Below are 16,831 nucleotides of genomic sequence, written 5' to 3' on the forward strand. Positions count from 1 at the left end.
GAGCGCCGCCAAAGAGGGAGGGGTCCGCGCCGGTCGGCGGGCGGACCCCTCCACCTCGCTCGGCCCGCCGTCCCGACGGCCAGCGTGACCAGGGTCGGCGGATCGGACAGGGCTCGGTTGCTCAGCAGCAGAGGATGTCCTGGGTCGTCACCACACCCGCGCCCCCGACCGCCTGGGCCGGAGCCGACACCGCCACGACCGCCATCACCGCCGTGACCAGCGCCGCCACGATCCCCATCTTGCGTCGAAGCGTCATCGCCCACCTCCGGTAGTTCGACTTCGGACCCGGCGACGCTACCAAGACAGTCTGCCTTCGCCGGCGGCAAAGCCGACATACCGGGGCCCGCTGTGTATCCGCCGTGTATCTGTCGCGGCCCGAACCGCCGGGCGCTCAAGCGTCGACCGACGGGTGGGTCCCGGTCGGTCCTCCGGCGGGTGGCGACTCGGCTACGGCGTCTTCACGTCGGCGATCCCACGGACGGTCGCAGCGGCCGTCAACGTCTTCGACCGCACCTCGCCGCCGCCGACGGTACGCAGTTGGTAGGTGTGCGTCACCTCGTCGCCGGGCGCTCCGAAGCACGGAAAGTCGAACGTCGCGCTGCCCTCGGCCGGGAACGTGTCGTACACCCCCGGCCCGTCGACGGAGAGGGTCACCGCGTCCGTACCTTTCACCTTCCACGACAGGACGACCGGTACGCCGGGAATCGGGTTCACGTTGGTGCCCTGCGGACACTGCGGCTGCTGAGCAATCTTGAAGACGAGGATGGTCGGGCCGGCCGGCGCGGACTTCTTCGGTGTGTTCCCGCCGGACTGCCCGTGCCCACCCTGCTGACCCGTCGGGCCACCCCCGGTCGACCCGTCGCCGCTGCCGCCGCCGGACGTCGGGCTCGGAGCGCTCACCGGGTCGTCCGGGCCGCCGGACCCGGGTGGCGCACTGCCGAGTCCGTCCTCACCGGTGGCCGGCGCGGACGTGGTCGGGCCGGCCACCGGTACGCCGGTCGTCGCGCAACCGGTCCCGGCCAGCACCACCGCGCCGCCGAGTACGACCAGGGCGGCGCGGGTCAAATACCTGTGCATGCTCGTTCCTCCACCGCGGGGATCGCCCGGCCGGCCGCCGGGACTGGATACTCACGGTAGGAACACGCACACGGTCGCGAATCACGGTTTCGTGCCAGCCGGTGGACGGGCGAACCGGCCCGAGCCGGCCCCGAGGTGTGTGAGGACGGGCCCCTTCCTATACAGAAAACGTCAGGAAGGGCCCCTTCCTGACGGGTCAGCGGGGCGGGGGCGAGATCCGGCCGGCGGCGGCTGCCTCGGCGATGTCCCGCCGGTGGTGCGCGCCGGCCAACCCGATCCCGTCGACCAGGGCGTACGCGGCCTCGCGGGCCGCGCCGAGGTCCGCACCGAGCCCGGTGGCCGACAGCACCCGGCCACCCGCGGAGACCAGTGCGTCGTCGCTTGCCCGGCGCGCCGTGCCGGCGTGGATCACTCCGGGCCGCTCGGCCCCGGTGATCACGTCATCGCCGCGGACCGCACCCGGGTAACCGGCGGCGGCGACGACCACGGTGACCGCCGCGCCCGGCCGCCAGCGCAGCGGCGGATGCCCGGCCAGCGTTCCGGTCGCGGCCGCGTGCAGCAGGCCGGCCAGCGGCGTCTCCAACAGCGCGAGTACGACCTGGGTCTCCGGATCACCGAACCGGACGTTGAACTCGATCACCCGGGGGCCGTGTCGGGTGATGGCGAGCCCGACGTAGAGCAACCCGCTGAACGGGGTGCCGCGTTCCCGCATCTGCGCCAGGGTCGGCTCGACGACGCTGGCCATCACCTCGTCGACCATTCCCTCGGGCAGCCACGGCAGCGGCGCGTACGCCCCCATGCCGCCGGTGTTCGGTCCGGCGTCCCCGTCGCCGACCCGCTTGAAGTCCTGCGCCGGCAGCAGCGGCACCGCAGTCTCACCGTCGGTGACGACGAACAGCGAGACCTCCGGACCGGCGAGGTACTCCTCGACGACAACCCGGCCGCACGCCACGGCATGCGCCAGCGCGGCGTCCCGGTCGTCGGTGACCACCACACCCTTGCCGGCGGCCAGCCCGTCGTTCTTGACCACGTACGGCGCACCGAACTCGTCGAGCGCCTGGGCGACCAGGGCGGTGCCGATCGGGGTGTCGGCCTTCTCGATCGTCCGGGAACGGGCGGTCGGCACCCCGGCCGCGTTCATCACGTCCTTGGCGAACGCCTTCGAACCCTCGAGGACGGCCGCCGCGCCGGACGGCCCGAAGCAGGCGATGCCCTTGGCACGTACCGCATCGGCGACGCCGGCGACCAGCGGTGCCTCCGGGCCGACCACCACCAGGTCAGCCCCGGTCTCCACGGCGAGCGCGGCGACCGCCGCAGGATCGGTGACCGCCACGGGACGCAGCTCGGCGACGGCCGCGATGCCCGGGTTGCCCGGTGCGGCGATCAGGTGGTCGACGGCGGGGTCGGCGGCGAGGCCGAGCGCGAGAGCATGCTCCCGCCCGCCGCCACCGATGAGAAGTACGCGCACGACGAGCGATCCTACGGGGTGGCCGACGAGCGGGCGGGCAGGAGTTCGTGCCGGACGATGTTCTCCTCGCGCCCCGGGCCGACGCCGACCACGCTGACCTTGGCGCGGCAGAGTTCCTCCAGCCGGGCCAGGTAACGGCGGGCGTTCTCCGGCAGTTCCGCCTCGGACCGCGCCTTGGAGATGTCCTCCCACCAGCCGTCGAGTTCCTCGTAGATCGGCTTGGCGTGGTGGATCGCGGTCTGGGTCATCGGCATGTCGTCGTGCCGCTCGCCGTCGATCTCGTAGCCGACGCAGATCCGCACCTTGTCCATGCCGGAGAGCACGTCGAGCTTGGTCACCACCAGGTCGGTGATGCCGTTGAGCCGGACCGCGTACCGGGCGACGACCGCGTCGAACCAGCCGCAGCGGCGTTCCCGGCCGGTGGTGGTGCCGTACTCGGCGCCGATCTTGCGCAGGTGGGCGCCGTTGTCGTCGAAGAGTTCGGTGGGGAACGGACCGGAGCCGACCCGGGTCGTGTACGCCTTGGTGACCCCGATCACCTGGCTGATCGCGGTCGGCGGGATACCGGAGCCGACACAGGCACCGCCGACCGTCGGGTTCGACGAGGTGACGAACGGGTAGGTGCCGTGGTCCATGTCCAGCATGGTCGCCTGGGCGCCCTCCAGCAGAACGGTGTCGCCCCGGTCCAGGGCGTCCCAGAGGATCGCCCGGGTCTCCGCGATGTACGGCCGCAGCCGCTCCGCGTACGCCAGGTACTCCTCGTGCACCGCGTCGACGTCGAGCGCCTTGCGGTTGTAGACCTTGACCAGGATCTGGTTCTTCTCCCGGAGCACCAGCTCCAGCTTCTTGCGCAGAATGCCCGGGTCGAGCAGGTCCTGCACCCGGATACCGGTCCGGGCGACCTTGTCGCCGTAGGTCGGGCCGATGCCCCGGCCGGTGGTGCCGATCCGGGCGGAGCCGAGGTAGCGCTCGACCACCCGGTCGAGCGCCCGGTGGTGCGGCATGATCAGGTGGGCGTCGCCGGAGATCCGCAACCGGGAGACGTCGACGCCGCGCTCGGCGAGCCCGTCGATCTCGGTCAGCAGCACCTTCGGGTCGACCACCACGCCGTTGCCGATCACGATCACCGCGTTCGGCGAGAGCGCGCCGGACGGCATCAGGTGCAGCGCGTACTTCTGGCCGTCCGGGGTGACCACGGTGTGCCCGGCGTTGTTGCCGCCGGAATAGCGGACGACGTAGTCGACCCGGTCACCCAGCAGGTCGGTAACCTTGCCCTTGCCCTCGTCGCCCCACTGCGCCCCGATGAGCACGATCGCCGGCATCTCTAAACCCGCCTCCAGGGGGCTCGGGTGCCAGGTGGCGACCGCGTGGCGAGCCCGAGGTGTCAGGCTAACAAAAAGTGACGACCCGGCCAGCAGAGGCCGGGGCTGACTTCGGGAGGCGACCTCCGGTGTACGACGTGGTACTGCTCACCCTGGCCTCGGGTGAGGACGGCACGGCGGGCTGCGGTGCGGGTGGCGCCTGCTGCTCGGCCGGCGGGGCGGACACGACGTCGGGCCCGGCCGACTGCGCCGACACCCCACGCGTACCGGTGTTGAACTGTGCCGACGCGCTCACCGCAGCAGGTGCCCGGGTCGAGACGGTGACCGCCCGGTCGGACGCGGAGATCGACCAGGTGCTGTCCCGGCTCGACGGGCCGGCCCGGCCGGACGGTCTGGCCTGGCCGGATTCGGACAGCAAGACCCGACTCGTCGTCGCTACGGCGAGTGACAGCCAGTTGCGCGCAGTGATCCGCCGGATGGTCCGCCGGTACTCCCCGCCGCCGAGCCGGCGTCCGGCCGACCTCGCCGGCGACCGGACCCTGCCGGACCTGCCGCCGATCGGCGTGCTTCCGCTCGAACCGGCCCGATCGACGTCGACGGATCTCCCGCACGACCTCGCCGGGCAGCTCGGCCTGCCCCGCCAGCCGGAGGCGGTCGCCGCGGCGGTGCTCGGCGGCCGGGTACGTCGGCTCGACCTGCTCCGCAACGACGGCGGCTCGGTCACCCTGGACGGCGCCCTGCTCGGTGCCGCCAACGAGGCCGGCCAACCGCTGGCCTGGCGTGGTCGGGTGGAGGTCGACGACACGGTGCTCTCCACCGGCCACGAACCGATCTTCGCCTGTGCCGTCGGCAACGCGGGCGGGTACGCCGAACTGGCCGGCGTACGTCTGCTGTCCACCCCGGACCCGGCGGACGGCCGGATCGAGGTCGCGGTCGCGGTGCCGGTGGTGACCCGGTCGCGGTGGGGACGCCGGACGGTACGCCTGGAGGTGCGTCGGGCCAGGGGACGCGCCGCCGCGGTCAACCCCCGGGATCCGGAGATCCCGTTCCTCGACGACGGGGTGTCCGCCACGCTGACCCGCAAGAGATCATGGTGGATCGAACCCGGGGCATGGGCGGTGTACGACCACTGATCCCCTGTGGAAGGCTGTAGGTGGGACCTCCGTGTCCGGTCCGGGTGATGTTCCCGGTCGGGGTGACGTGTCCAGTCGGGGTGCCTGTCCGGTCGGTACGACCTGTTCCGGTCGGCGTGATCAGGCAGACGTACCCTCGGGCGCATACCCTCGGGCACATACGCTCGGGCGGAGGACCCCTCGGGTAGGCACGCGTACACCCTCGGGCAGCTGGACATGCTCTCGGCAGGGGGGAGGTAGGTAGGCCGTGGTGGACAATCACGCGGACCGGGGATACTCGCCCGGCCAGGTGCCGGTGGCGCCGCGGGCGGACGAGCCGCTGTGGCCGCCGGACGAGATCGTCGCCGAGCCGCGCGACGACTCCAACCCGATTTCGAGCTGGTCCCCGCCCCCGCTGCCGGACACCACGTCACCGGGTCCGCTGGCCGGCGTTCCCCAGCCGTTCCCGAACCAGCAGTTCCCACCGGCCGTGCCGCCGACCCCCGTGCCACCGATCCCGGCCGTGCCGCCGGTGTCGGCCACCCCACCGGGGGTGACGCCGATCCCCGGTATTCCGCAGCCGGTACCCACCCCGCCGGTGCAGGCGATGCCGGTGCAGGCGGTACCGGTCCCGCCGACGCCACCGCCGTCCGTCCCACCCGCGGCGGCGCACGCCGCCGCGGCACGGGTCGCGATGCCGCCGGCCCCGGTCGTGCCCCCGCCGCCGGTCGTTCCGCAGACCCCGCCGCCGGTTCCGCCGGTGGCGTCCCCCGGGCCCGCGCCGGCCGCCGACCCGACCAACGCCTCGCCGGTCAACTCACCGACCCGGGTCTGGCCGACCGTGCGCCCCGCCAGCCAGGGCCGCGCCACCGTCAACACCGGCGACGTGCGGCAACCGGAGACGCCGGGACCGGCGCAGACCGGTTCACCGGAGACCGGCGGCCAGGCCCGGCCGGAGTCGACCGACCGGCCGGCGAACCCCGACGGCTCGCTCTCCGGCCCGTCCGACCCCCGGCCCGCCGGCACGGCCAGCGTCAGCCCCACGGCCGGCAAGGCCACCGTCAACCCGAACGCGGGCAAGGCCACCGTCAACCCGAACGCCGGCAAGGCCACGGTCAGCCCGAACGCGGGCAAGGCCAGCGTCAACCCGGGCACCGGCTCACTCGACACCGGTTCCGGCACCGGCCCGATCAGCGCGGTTCCGGCACCGGCCGCGCCGACCACCGGCCCGGCGGCCGCCCCCGCCCGCGACCAGTCGGGCGAGGTCGGGGCGACCGGAGGCACCGGTGGCCAGCCCGACAGCGCCACCGGGCCGGGCGACCCGGCCAACCGGCCGGAGAGCGGTACGCCGCAGGCCGACACCGGCCGACCGGCAGCGCCGATCCGTGGCCGGGCCACCCTGCCGGGGGCCAGCCGGGCCACCGCGCCGGACACCGGTGCGATCGCCCGTCCGGCGGAGTCGCCCTGGGCCCAACCGCCCCAGCGGCCGACGACGCCACCACCACCCGCCGACCCTCCGCAGCAGGCCGGGCCACCGCAGCAGGCGGTGCAGCAGGCCGGTCCACCGCAGCAGGCGGCGCAGCAGGCCGGCGGGGCGGAGTCCGGGCCGGCACCGACGCCGCCGATCGGGCCGTACCCGCCGACCATGGGAGGCGTGCACTACTCGGCGACGGCCCGACCGGTGTCGGCGTACCCGCCACCGGTGCCGCCGCAGGTCCCGCCCCCTCCAGTGCCGCAGCAGCCGGCGTACCCACCGCCGGGTCCGACATATCCGCCGCCGGGCCCGACGTACCCGCCCACCCCGGCGTACCCGACCCCGCCGGGCTATCCGGCGTATCCGCCGCCCGCACCGCCGGTACCCGGGCCGCCGGCCACCGCCGCCCAGTCCCCCTGGGCGCCGGCCCCGCAGCAGGTACCCGGACCGGGCCCCGTTCCGCCGCACCACCCCGGTGTGACCGAGGTACCGACCCAGCCGTACGCCGAGGCGGCCGGCGTGCAGCACATGCCCACGCCTCCGGCGCAGAGTTACCCGGACCCGCTCTGGACACCGGACAGCGGCACCCCGACCGCCGACGAGTTCGCCCAGCGCCGGGCCGTCCGGCCGGCCGACCCGGTCGCCCAGACCGGGGTCCGGGCCGTGGTGAACAAGTCGACGCTGGGGCTGGTCAGGCTCGCTCCCGGCCGGCACGAGCAGGAGATCAAGCAGGACATCGAGATGATCCGCCGCAACTTCGGTGGACTGCGTCAGGTGACCGTGGTCAACCCGAAGGGCGGCGCCGGTAAGACGGTGGCGATCCTGCTGCTCGCGATGACGTTCGGCCAGAAGCGCGGCGGCTACGTGCTCGCCTGGGACAACAACGAGACCCAGGGCACCCTCGGCATGCGGGCCCAGCAGGACTTCCACTCCCGTACCGTCCGGGACCTGCTGCGTGACCTGTACCAGTTCAAGGGGGCGCACGGCCGGGTCGGTGACCTGTCCCAGTACGTCCGCTCGCAGAGCGAGGGCATGTTCGACGTCCTCGCCTCGGACGAGTCGGCGACCGGCGGTGAGATGCTCACCGCCGCCGCGTTCGCCGAGCTTCGTGAGGTGGTCAGCCGGTTCTACAAGCTGATCTTCGTGGACACCGGCAACAACGTCCGGGCGCAGAACTGGCAGGCGGCGATCGACGCGACCGACCAGCTGGTGGTGACGATGTCCGCCCGTAACGACTCGGCGGAGACGGCCGCCCGGATGCTCGACCACCTGGAGCAGAGTGGTCGGCAGCGGCTCGTCCGGCAGGCGGTGACCGTGGTCTCCATGCCGCCGTCCCGCAAGGAGATCGACCTGCCGCCGATCCAGCGGCACTTCGCGGCCCGGACCCGGGCGGTGCTGACCGCCCCGTACGAGCGGTTGATCGACACCGGTGAACCGATCCGGTACGCCCAGCTGTCGTCCGCGACCCGGGACGCCTGGCTGAAGATCGCCGCCGCCGTCGCCGAAGGGCTCTGACCCCCCGCCGACAGGTTCCTGAACCGCCGTCCGTCCCGGTCCGACCCACACCGGGCCGGGACCGACGGCTCACTCACACCCCGGGCGGCTCCCGCCGCGCGGATCAGCTGCTGGCCAGGGCGTCTCCGGCCGCCGGGTCGCAGTCCCGGAGGAACTGGGCGCACCGGGCCGCCTCGTCCGCCTCGCCGATCTCGTCGGCGGCCCGGGAGAGCACGTACAGGCAGCGCAGGAAGCCCCGGTTCGGCTCGTGGGACCAGGGCACCGGCCCGTGCCCCTTCCAGCCGCTGCGGCGGAGCTGGTCCAGCCCCCGGTGGTAGCCGGTCCGGGCGTACGCGTACGCGGTGACCACCTGGTCGGCGTCGAGGGCACGCGCCGCCAGCGTCGCCCAGGCCGCGCTGAACGTCGGATGGTGCGCGGCGGCCGACGCGTACGCCTCGTCGGTGTCCGCCTGCCGCGCGGCGGCGAGCGCCGCCTCGGCCTCGTCGTCGCTGGGCAGCCGGGTGGCCGGCGGTTCGGGCAAGAGGTTCTGCATCGGACCATTCAACCCGGCGGCGTTCGGCGCTGACCAGGGACCCCTGTCACGCATGCTGGCTGAACGGCTGAGGGATCTGTCACGCGTGCGGACGGTGCGCGTGGCGGCGGACTGGACTACAAATGAAGGTCCGGAGCCTCCCCAGGACCCGGTAACAGAGAGCCCGGCGACCCTGGTGTCGTCGGGCTCTCGCCGTACCGGCCCCTGCGCCCGGGTCGGTTGCCGACCGGGGGCAGGATGGTCAGGGTGCCCACTCCACCCCCCGCTGACGTGCTCGAACCCCACGACAACACGGCCGACGAGATCGAGTCCCGCGCCGAACTCGAAACGCACCTGCGTGGCGGCAGCCTCGCCGGGCTGACCGTCCAGGGGCTCCGGCTCGACCTCGACCCGGTTCCGGACCTGACCGCCGTCGACCTGACCGACACCCTCTTCGTCGGCTGCCGCTTCGCCTCGCGGGAGGTCGAGGCCGAGGTGGTGCGCCGGGGCGCGGACGTCGTACCGGCCTTTCCGGCGCTGCCGTACCCGATCCACCCGCCCCGGCTCTACACCCCGGACGACCTGGCCGCCGGATTCGACACCCACGGCTTCGCCGGGATGTACGACACGGTGGTCTACCAGCACTTCCGGACGCACGGCGGCGCTCTGCCGGAGGTACGCGAGGCGCTGACCCAGCGGCTGCACGACCACGCCGTCGACAACGCGCTGGCCGACGCCACCCGGTCCTGGCTGTCCACCCACGGTCCCGGGTCGGTGGTCGGGGTGATGGGCGGGCACGCGGTGCCCCGAGGCACCTCGGCGTACCGGCTCGCCGCCACGCTGGGCTGGGAGCTGGCCCGGGCCGACCGGCTGGTGGTGACCGGCGGCGGGCCGGGGGTGATGGAGGCGGCGAACCTCGGCGCCTACCTCGCCGACCGCTCGGCGGAGGAGCTGACCACGGCGATCGACGTGTTGGCGACCGCGCCGGACTTCGCCGACCACGAGCCGTACACGGCGGCCGCGTTGCAGGTCCGGGCCCGGTTCGGTACGCCACTGCCCCGGCCTCGCGGCGGCGACGGTACGGCCACCGGTGGGGCCGAGCCGGGCGACTGGGCGCGGCGGGGCGGCCTGGCGATCCCCACCTGGCTGTACGGGCACGAGCCGGCGAACCTGTTCGCCGGCCGGATCGCGAAGTACTTCTCGAACGCGATCCGCGAGGACACCATCCTGCGCCTGGCCCGGGGCGGAATCGTCTTCGCCGCCGGTCGGGCCGGCACGGTCCAGGAGGTGTTCCAGGCGGCGACGAAGACGTTCTACGGCACCGACGGGATCAGCGGCCCGTACGTCTTCCTGGACCGCGCGTTCTGGACCCAGACCCTGCCGGTGGAGGCGCTGTTGCGCCCGCTGCTGACGCTCTCCCCGGCCGGTGACCTGTCCCCGCTGATCCACGTCACCGACGACGTGCACGAGGCGGTACGACTGCTCACCGCCGTCGGCTGAACCCGGACACGCCGGCGGCCGGTGTCCCGAACACGGGGTTCGGGGCACCGGCCGCCGTGGAACCGCTGCCGCTGGTTACTTGGCGAGCGTGGTGCCGGTGGAGCGGAGGTGCTCGCAGGCCTCGACGACCCGCTGCGCCAGCCCCGCCTCGGCCTGCTTGCCCCAGACCCGCGGGTCGTACATCTTCTTGTTGCCGACCTCGCCGTCGACCTTCAGCACCCCGTCGTAGTTGCGGAACATGTGGTCCGCGACCGGGCGGGTGAAGGCGTACTGGGTGTCGGTGTCGATGTTCATCTTCACCACGCCGTAGTCGAGCGCCTCCCGGATCTCCGAGAGCAGCGATCCGGAGCCGCCGTGGAAGACCAGGCTGAGCGGCTTGTCGCCCTTGCCGAACTTGGCGCCGACCGCCTGCTGGATCTCGTTGAGGATCTCCGGACGGAGCTTGACGTTGCCCGGCTTGTAGACGCCGTGCACGTTGCCGAAGGTCAACGCCGCCATGTAGCGGCCCTTCTCACCGAGGCCGAGCGCCTCGACCATGGCGATGCCGTCCTCGACGGTCGTGTAGAGCTTGTCGTTGATCGCGTTCTCGACGCCGTCCTCCTCGCCGCCGACGACCCCGACCTCGATCTCCAGCACGATGTGACCGGCCGCCGCCTCGTCGAGCAGCTGGGCGGCGATCTCCAGGTTCTCCGCCACCGGGACCGCCGAGCCGTCCCACATGTGGGACTGGAAGAGCGGCTCCTCGCCCCGGGCGACCCGCTCCTTGGAGACGGCCAGCAGCGGACGGACGAACTTGTCGAGCTTGTCCTTGGGGCAGTGGTCGGTGTGCAGCGCGACGTTGACCGGGTAGTTCTTGGCCACCTCACGGGCGTACGCGGCGAAGGCGACCGCACCGGTCACCATGTCCTTCACCGTCGGCCCGGAGAGGTACTCGGCGCCACCGGTGGAGACCTGGATGATCCCGTCGCTCTCCGCGTCGGCGAAGCCGCGCAGCGCGGCGTTCAGGGTCTGTGAGGACGTGACGTTGATCGCGGGGTACGCGAACCGGCCCGCCTTGGCCCGGTCGAGCATCTCGGCGTAGACCTCGGGGGAAGCGATGGGCATGTCAGCCGCTCCTTCGAAAACGTTCCCGGCCTCGTCGGCCGTTGTCTGATTGGGTGCGCCGGACCGCGCTGTCCTCCGCCGGAAGTATCCCGCAGGCCGCTCTCGCCACCGCAACCCACCCTTCCCGCGGCTCAGCGGTCGGACCGGTCCGGTACGACCACGCCGAGCAGCCAGCCCACCACGGCCATCACGATGGCCCCGTAGAAGGCCGGCCAGAATCCGTCGATCTCGAACGGCAGGTCGAACAGGTGGGCGATCCAGTCGGTGAGGAGGAACAGCAGCGCGTTGACCACCAACGCGAACAGTCCGAGGGTCAGTACGTAGAAGACGCAGCCGACCACGTGGATGATCGGCTTCAGGACCGCGTTGACGACGCCGAAGATGAGCGCGACCACCAGCACCGTCAGCGCGTTCTCCCAGCCGGACCGGCCGGTCAGCTCGATGCCGGGCACCACCAGGCTGGTGATCCACAGCGCCACCGCGCTGATCACCAACCTGATCAGGAAGCCCACGGCCCCATCCTGGCACGTGACCCGCGGCCCGGAGGCGATTCCGCCGACCGGACGCCCCGTCGGGTGGCATTCGGCGGACCGAGCCCGGTGGTGGCGGTTTACCCGGGTTCCACACCGGGCACGGTGCTTGGCAGACGAGCGACGGAACACGCCGTACGGTGAGGAAAGCGACGAATCCGCAGGAGAGCGATATGGCCCAGCCCGACGAGGACTTCGCCCCCGGCGACCACCTCGCCCCCGACGAACGCGATCCGGAGGCGCCGGACGCCGACGCGGTCGAGCAGGCAACCGTCGCGGACCCGGCGACCGAGGACCAGCCGGAGGTCCAGCGGGGCCTGGAGGTCGACGAGTACGACGCCCTCGAACAGTCCCGGGTCGTCGGCCCCCAGGATGACGACTACCGCTGACCCGCACAGTCCCGGGTCGTCGGCCACCGGACCACCCACGGATGACGACCACCGCTGACCCGCACAGTCCCGGGTCGTCGGCCACCGGACCACCCACGGATGACGACCACCGCTGACCCGCACAGTCCCGGGTCGTCGGCCACCGGACCACCCACGGATGACGACCACCGCTGACCTGTCCGGATGCTCCGAGAAGTTCGCCGACCGTGCGCCGGGGGTTCAACTGAACGTGGCTCCGGGCTGCCGGCCGTCCGGCAGTCTCGCGTTCCATGGACATCGATCCGGCCAGCTCAGCGGCGCCCACGCTCTCCGTCGTCGTACCGGTCCACGGGGTCGAGGCCTACCTCCGGCAGTGCCTGGACTCGATCCTCACCGGTACGCCGGACGAGGGCGGGACCACCGGTCGCCCGCTGGACGGGTCCGCCGTACCGGCCGGGGCCGGCCGGCGACCCGACCTCGAGGTCATCGCGGTCGACGACGCCTCGCCGGACGGCTGCGCCGCGATCCTCGACGAGTACGCCCGGCGGGATCCCCGGGTCCGGGTCGTGCACCTGGCCGCCAACGTCGGGCTGGGCCGGGCCCGTAACGCCGGACTCGCCCAGGCCACCGGCGACTACGTGTGGTTCGTGGACGGCGACGACTGGCTGCCGCCGGGTGCGGTGGCGGCGGTTCGGGCCCGACTGGCCGTGAGCCGGCCCGACGTACTGGTCGTGGACCACGCGGAGGTGCCGGAGGGCGGGTCCGCCCGGCCACCGGCCTCGGCCGGCGCGCTGACCGGACTGCCGACGCCGCTGCGACTCGCCGACCATCCGACACTGCTCCGGCTGGCCCAGTCCGCCTGCACCAAGGTCACCCGTCGGGCCTTCCTCGACGAGATCAACCTCCGGTTCCTGCCGGGCTGGTACGAGGACTGCTCGTACACCCACCCGCTGCTGATGGCCGCCGGCAGCATCGACCTGCTGGACCAGGTCTGCTACCACTACCGGCAGCGCACCTCCGGAGGCATCACCCGGACCGTCAGCCCCCGGCACTTCGACGTCTTCGACCAGTACGAACGCCTCTTCACCCTGGTCGACCAGGCGGACGGCGCGTACGAGGTGTTCCGGCCGGAGCTGTTCCGGCTCATGATCAACCACTATCTGGTGATCGTCGGCAACGACCGTCGGCTGCCGGCCCGGATGCGCCGGGACTTCTTCCGGCGGATCGCCGCCGACTACCGTCGCTGGGCGCCAGCCGGCGGATATCCGGAGCCCGAGGGATTGGCCGGGGTCAAGCACCGGCTGGTCCGACGGGACGCCTACCCGGCGTACCGGCTGCTGCGGCAGGCCCACCACACCGCCTCCGGCGTACGGCACCTGGTCCGGACCGGTCGACGCGCGGCGGTCACCGGTACGCCGACCGGCACGGCCGACGCGCGTACCCCGGCCGCCGCCGCGACCGGCGACAGCCGTACCCCGGTCACCGCCGGCTGACCGGCGACGCCGACGCCGGCCGGGGGTGCGGACCCCGCAGGCGCGGCCCCGGACTCACCTGGTCACCCGCTGCGGGTGCCCCGCCGCCCACTCGGCCACCGTGTCCCGGCGCAGCGCCTCGAACAGACCCTGAGCCTCCGCCGCGTCCAACGTCTCCACCAGGCCGTCGGCGCTCTGTCGCGGGTGGACGGTCCAGCCGATGCCCACCGCGTCCGCCGCCGCCACCCCGCGCAGGGCGCCGTACAGCTCCGGCACGGTCAACCCGCCGAGATCGAGTACAAGGTTCCCGCCGGCCGCGTCGACGATCTGCGCGGCCCGGACCGGATTCAGCGCGGTCGCCGGGTCGGTCACCTTGTGCAGCAGTGCCTCCACGAACCGCTGCCCGTTGCGGTCCCGGTCGTGCGCCCCCTCGGGCATCGCGAACCGCTGGCGGAGCAGATCCTGCGCGGCCGCCCCGTCCAACTGCTGGCAGCCGGCTCGGAAGACCCGGTCGGTGTGCCGGGACGAAACCTGCTCCGGCAGGCAGACCCGTACTCCGCCGACCGCGTCGGTCACCTCCCGCAACCCCCGGTAGGTGAGGGTGGCGGTGGCGTCGAACCGTACCCCGGTCAGTTCGCCGACCGCCCGCTCGGTCAGCTCCGCGCCCGCGACCAGGTCGGGACGGGCACCCGGCCGGTGGCTGCCGAGGTAGAAGGCCGAACCGAGCTTGCCGAAACCGTGGTCGGGGATCTCGACCCCGAGGTCACGGGGGATCGAGATCAGATAGAGCCGGCTCCGATCGGCCGGTACGTGCACCAGCAGCACGGTGTCCGCCCGGTGCCCGTTGCTCCGGCCGTCGCCGCCGTCGAGCCCGAGGAGCAGGAAGTCCAACGGCTCCGCCGGCCCGGTCGGGGCGAGCACGAACGGCGGCGCGGCGACCTCCGGAACCTGCGGCAGACCACCACCCCGGCCCAGGAACGGCACCGCGAGGACGGCGAACAGGGCGAACGCCGCCCCGGTGGCCCGGACCGCCCGGCGGCGGCGCCGACGTCGGGTCGCCGTGACGGCGATCGCCTCGCGCACCGGCCCGACCTCCGGCGTCAACTCCTCGTACCGGGCGAACGCCGCCCGCAGCTCATCCTCGACCGGCCGCATGTCGTCGCTCATCGTCAGGCCTCCACGAACTCGGCACGAATGGTGGCGAGGGCCCGGGAGATGGCCGAGCGCACCGTCCCGACCGCACAGCCGAGCACCTCGGCGATCTCCGCGTCGGGAAGATCCTCGTAGTAACGCAGCACCAGGGCGGCCCGCTGTCGGCGCGGCAGCCGGGCCAGCCAGCTCCAGATCTGGTCCCGGTCGGCGGCCGCCTCGGCATGGTCCGCCGGCGCGGGCAACCCCTCGTCGGGATCCGCGCGCAGCCACACCCGCCGCATCCACGAGCCGCGCTGCCAGTCGACGTACTGGTTGGTCAGCATCCGGCGCACGTACCGCTCGGGCACGTCGGCCCGGACCACCCGGCGCCAGTTGAGCTGAACCCGCACCATGGTCTCCTGCACGAGATCCTGGGCGAGATGGGGGTCACCGGTCAGCATCACCGCGTAGCGCAGCAACGCGGTGAGCCGGGAGTCGGCGAACTCCTCGTACGTCACGCACACCTCCGGGCGTCTTCTGCTATCCCGACGGGTCGAACGGGCCGAAAGATTGCGGGACGCACGAAAGACATCAGGCTGAAAGATCAGCGCCCATCCACCGAACGGACCGACCTCGATTTCGGGACAGCCCGTCTGGACACCGGTTTGTACGCTCCGTGGGCCGCATCCGATCTTTACGGGAGGCACCTCTTCGATGCCAATCATTAACACCCGGCGGGTACTGGCCGGACTCGGCGTGGCCGGCGCTCTCGTCGCCGCCGCTCCGTCCCCGGCTCAGGCCGCCGACCTGGAACTCGACGTCTACTTCCCGGACACCGTCGTCGCCCTCGACCACCCCCCGGGTACGGTCGCGGCGCCGATCCTGTTCGCCTCGGAGGAAGACGTGGTGTACGGGGCCAGGCTCACGTACGACCTCTCCGACCTGACCGGCAAGGTGACCGTCACCGAAACCGGTGTCGCCGACTGGTGCGAGGCCGAGGGGACCAAGCTCGTCTGCACCCCGCCAGGCTCGATCACGGTCGACCCGTGGGGCAGCTACTACGGCCACCAGCTGCTGTTCCACGCGGCCGACGGTGCCGCGCTCGGTGACGAAGGCACGCTGAAGGTCACCTTCGAGGCGCAGGGGAGCACGCCCGTCAGCCACGAGGCGACCATCACCGTCGGCGAGGGCGTCGACCTGGTCGCCGGCGACGACGTGACGGTGATGGCGGAGCCCGGAGCCAGGTTCGCCCCGCAGGCGTTGGTCACCAACGCGAGCGGGAACACGGTCAAGGGAACCGCCCTGGTCTTCCAGAGCGACTACGCGGTCAGCGCGGCGGACAGGTTCTCCAACTGCTACTACGACGACGACACCCTGCTCGCCTGCGTATTCGACAACGAGATCGAGGCGGGTCTCAGCTACGGCGTGGAGGTACCGCTCATGCTGCGGGCCGACACCGAGGCGCCGGGCAACGCGTACAGCTCCATGACGTGGCTGACCAGGGACGAGTTCGAGGAGTTCCGCGCCGAGGCCCGGACGAAGGGTGCGACGGGCGGCGGCAAGGAACTGGAGCTGCGCCAGATGTCGCGGGCCACCGCCCGCGCCCCCCAGATCGACACCAACCCGTTGAACAACAGCAACGGCGTGCAGATCACGGTCACCGGCAAGAACGCGGTCGACCTGGCCGCGATCGGCGACAGCGTCACCGGTGCGCAGGGCGACGAGGTGAAGGTGACGGTCGGCGTGGACAACCCCGGCCCGGCCACGGCCGACGCGTCCCGCAGCGGGATCGGGGTGACCAACCTGCGGTTCACACTCCCGACCGGCACCAGCGCGGTCGCCGTACCGAACGACTGCGTGGGGCGGAAGGGCGACGACTGGGGCCAGCACGGCAAGCCCCATGGCTCGCTGTACCGGTGCGACACCGTGGAGTTGCTGAAGTCCGGTGAGCGGCAGACGTTCGAGTTCACCCTGCGGATCGACGAGGTCGTCGCGAACGCCACCGGCAAGGTCGAAATCAACTACCCGTGCGAGTGCGAGGGTCGGGACAGCGACGCCGACAAGTCCAACGACACCGCGAAGATCCTGGTGAACGCGACCGAGGGTGGCGGTGGTGCCGGCGAGGGCCTGCCGGTCACCGGTACCGCGACCGGGCTGATCGCCGCCGGTGGCGCCGCGCTGCTCGCGGCCGGCGTGGTCGGCTTCGTCCTCGCCCGGCGCCGTCGGACCCGGTTCGTGGCCTGACCA

General features: G+C 72.7%; 15 protein-coding genes. 6 read left to right on the plus strand and 9 right to left on the minus strand.

The window, feature by feature from the left end; translation table 11 throughout:
* Window positions 1-121: 121 nt before the first annotated feature.
* The 4 genes from V1633_RS07235 to V1633_RS07250 all read right to left on the minus strand — a co-directional run bounded on the left by V1633_RS07235 (window position 122) and on the right by V1633_RS07250 (window position 3,867).
* Window positions 122-256, minus strand: a complete 135-nt coding sequence (locus tag V1633_RS07235) for a hypothetical protein (RefSeq protein ID WP_331213407.1) — start codon at window positions 254-256, stop codon at window positions 122-124.
* Window positions 257-447: 191 nt separating this feature from the next.
* Window positions 448-1,077 carry a hypothetical protein gene (locus V1633_RS07240; RefSeq protein ID WP_331213408.1) on the minus strand — a complete coding sequence of 210 codons (630 nt, stop codon included), beginning with the start codon at window positions 1,075-1,077 and terminating at the stop codon, window positions 448-450.
* 196 nt (window positions 1,078-1,273) lie between these two features.
* Complete coding sequence (gene purD / locus V1633_RS07245) at window positions 1,274-2,545, minus strand: phosphoribosylamine--glycine ligase (protein ID WP_331213409.1); 1,272 nt, start codon at window positions 2,543-2,545, stop codon at window positions 1,274-1,276.
* 11 nt (window positions 2,546-2,556) lie between these two features.
* Entirely contained in the window at window positions 2,557-3,867 is a 1,311-nt protein-coding gene (locus V1633_RS07250; RefSeq protein ID WP_331213410.1) for an adenylosuccinate synthase, read from the minus strand.
* Window positions 3,868-3,995: 128 nt separating this feature from the next.
* Between V1633_RS07250 and V1633_RS07255 the strand changes: the two genes are divergently transcribed.
* Together V1633_RS07255 and V1633_RS07260 are read left to right on the plus strand one after the other, a co-directional pair.
* Window positions 3,996-5,000 (plus strand): diacylglycerol kinase family protein, encoded by a 1,005-nt coding sequence (locus V1633_RS07255; protein WP_331213411.1) that lies wholly within the window; start codon window positions 3,996-3,998, stop codon window positions 4,998-5,000.
* Window positions 5,001-5,250: 250 nt separating this feature from the next.
* Entirely contained in the window at window positions 5,251-7,968 is a 2,718-nt protein-coding gene (locus tag V1633_RS07260; RefSeq protein ID WP_407951975.1) for a chromosome partitioning protein, read from the plus strand.
* Between the two features lie 103 nt (window positions 7,969-8,071).
* Here V1633_RS07260 and V1633_RS07265 read toward each other — a convergent pair whose 3' ends face one another.
* Window positions 8,072-8,500 carry a DUF3151 domain-containing protein gene (locus tag V1633_RS07265; protein ID WP_331213412.1) on the minus strand — a complete coding sequence of 143 codons (429 nt, stop codon included), beginning with the start codon at window positions 8,498-8,500 and terminating at the stop codon, window positions 8,072-8,074.
* A 246-nt stretch (window positions 8,501-8,746) separates the two neighbouring features.
* Here V1633_RS07265 and V1633_RS07270 point away from each other — a divergent pair, with 246 nt between their 5' ends.
* Window positions 8,747-9,979, plus strand: a complete 1,233-nt coding sequence (locus V1633_RS07270) for an LOG family protein (RefSeq protein ID WP_331213413.1) — start codon at window positions 8,747-8,749, stop codon at window positions 9,977-9,979.
* A gap of 75 nt (window positions 9,980-10,054) precedes the next feature.
* Here the strand turns inward: V1633_RS07270 and fbaA are convergent, their stop codons facing one another.
* Complete coding sequence (gene fbaA, locus V1633_RS07275) at window positions 10,055-11,083, minus strand: class II fructose-bisphosphate aldolase (protein WP_331213415.1); 1,029 nt, start codon at window positions 11,081-11,083, stop codon at window positions 10,055-10,057.
* Window positions 11,084-11,214: 131 nt separating this feature from the next.
* Window positions 11,215-11,595 carry a phage holin family protein gene (locus tag V1633_RS07280; protein WP_331213416.1) on the minus strand — a complete coding sequence of 127 codons (381 nt, stop codon included), beginning with the start codon at window positions 11,593-11,595 and terminating at the stop codon, window positions 11,215-11,217.
* Between the two features lie 191 nt (window positions 11,596-11,786).
* On the opposite strand from V1633_RS07280, the gene V1633_RS07285 reads away from it, so the two are divergent.
* Together V1633_RS07285 and V1633_RS07290 are read left to right on the plus strand one after the other, a co-directional pair.
* Complete coding sequence (locus tag V1633_RS07285) at window positions 11,787-12,002, plus strand: hypothetical protein (protein WP_331213417.1); 216 nt, start codon at window positions 11,787-11,789, stop codon at window positions 12,000-12,002.
* Window positions 12,003-12,271: 269 nt separating this feature from the next.
* A complete protein-coding gene (locus V1633_RS07290) occupies window positions 12,272-13,474 on the plus strand; it encodes a glycosyltransferase family 2 protein (protein ID WP_331213418.1) in 1,203 nt (400 codons plus the stop codon).
* A 54-nt stretch (window positions 13,475-13,528) separates the two neighbouring features.
* Here the strand turns inward: V1633_RS07290 and V1633_RS07295 are convergent, their stop codons facing one another.
* On the minus strand, window positions 13,529-14,620 hold the full coding sequence (locus V1633_RS07295; protein ID WP_331213419.1) for an LCP family protein: 1,092 nt from the start codon (window positions 14,618-14,620) through the stop codon (window positions 13,529-13,531).
* A gap of 2 nt (window positions 14,621-14,622) precedes the next feature.
* Window positions 14,623-15,102 carry a SigE family RNA polymerase sigma factor gene (locus V1633_RS07300; RefSeq protein ID WP_331213420.1) on the minus strand — a complete coding sequence of 160 codons (480 nt, stop codon included), beginning with the start codon at window positions 15,100-15,102 and terminating at the stop codon, window positions 14,623-14,625.
* A gap of 196 nt (window positions 15,103-15,298) precedes the next feature.
* Here V1633_RS07300 and V1633_RS07305 point away from each other — a divergent pair, with 196 nt between their 5' ends.
* Window positions 15,299-16,828 carry an LPXTG cell wall anchor domain-containing protein gene (locus tag V1633_RS07305; protein ID WP_331213421.1) on the plus strand — a complete coding sequence of 510 codons (1,530 nt, stop codon included), beginning with the start codon at window positions 15,299-15,301 and terminating at the stop codon, window positions 16,826-16,828.
* Window positions 16,829-16,831: the final 3 nt, after the last annotated feature.

The sequence above is a fragment of the Plantactinospora sonchi genome, from assembly GCF_036422035.1.
Lineage (GTDB): Bacteria > Actinomycetota > Actinomycetes > Mycobacteriales > Micromonosporaceae > Plantactinospora > Plantactinospora sonchi.

Bases quoted from the DNA above. Each gene is read 5' to 3' on its own strand.
- V1633_RS07250 (WP_331213410.1), bottom strand. From the start codon at position 3,867: ATGCCGGCGATCGTGCTCATCGGGGCGCAGTGGGGCGACGAGGGCAAG.
- V1633_RS07305 (WP_331213421.1), top strand. From the start codon at position 15,299: ATGCCAATCATTAACACCCGGCGGGTACTGGCCGGACTCGGCGTGGCC.
- V1633_RS07285 (WP_331213417.1), top strand. From the start codon at position 11,787: ATGGCCCAGCCCGACGAGGACTTCGCCCCCGGCGACCACCTCGCCCCC.
- V1633_RS07265 (WP_331213412.1), bottom strand. From the start codon at position 8,500: ATGCAGAACCTCTTGCCCGAACCGCCGGCCACCCGGCTGCCCAGCGAC.
- V1633_RS07235 (WP_331213407.1), bottom strand. From the start codon at position 256: ATGACGCTTCGACGCAAGATGGGGATCGTGGCGGCGCTGGTCACGGCG.
- V1633_RS07290 (WP_331213418.1), top strand. From the start codon at position 12,272: ATGGACATCGATCCGGCCAGCTCAGCGGCGCCCACGCTCTCCGTCGTC.
- V1633_RS07240 (WP_331213408.1), bottom strand. From the start codon at position 1,077: ATGCACAGGTATTTGACCCGCGCCGCCCTGGTCGTACTCGGCGGCGCG.
- V1633_RS07295 (WP_331213419.1), bottom strand. From the start codon at position 14,620: ATGAGCGACGACATGCGGCCGGTCGAGGATGAGCTGCGGGCGGCGTTC.
- fbaA (WP_331213415.1), bottom strand. From the start codon at position 11,083: ATGCCCATCGCTTCCCCCGAGGTCTACGCCGAGATGCTCGACCGGGCC.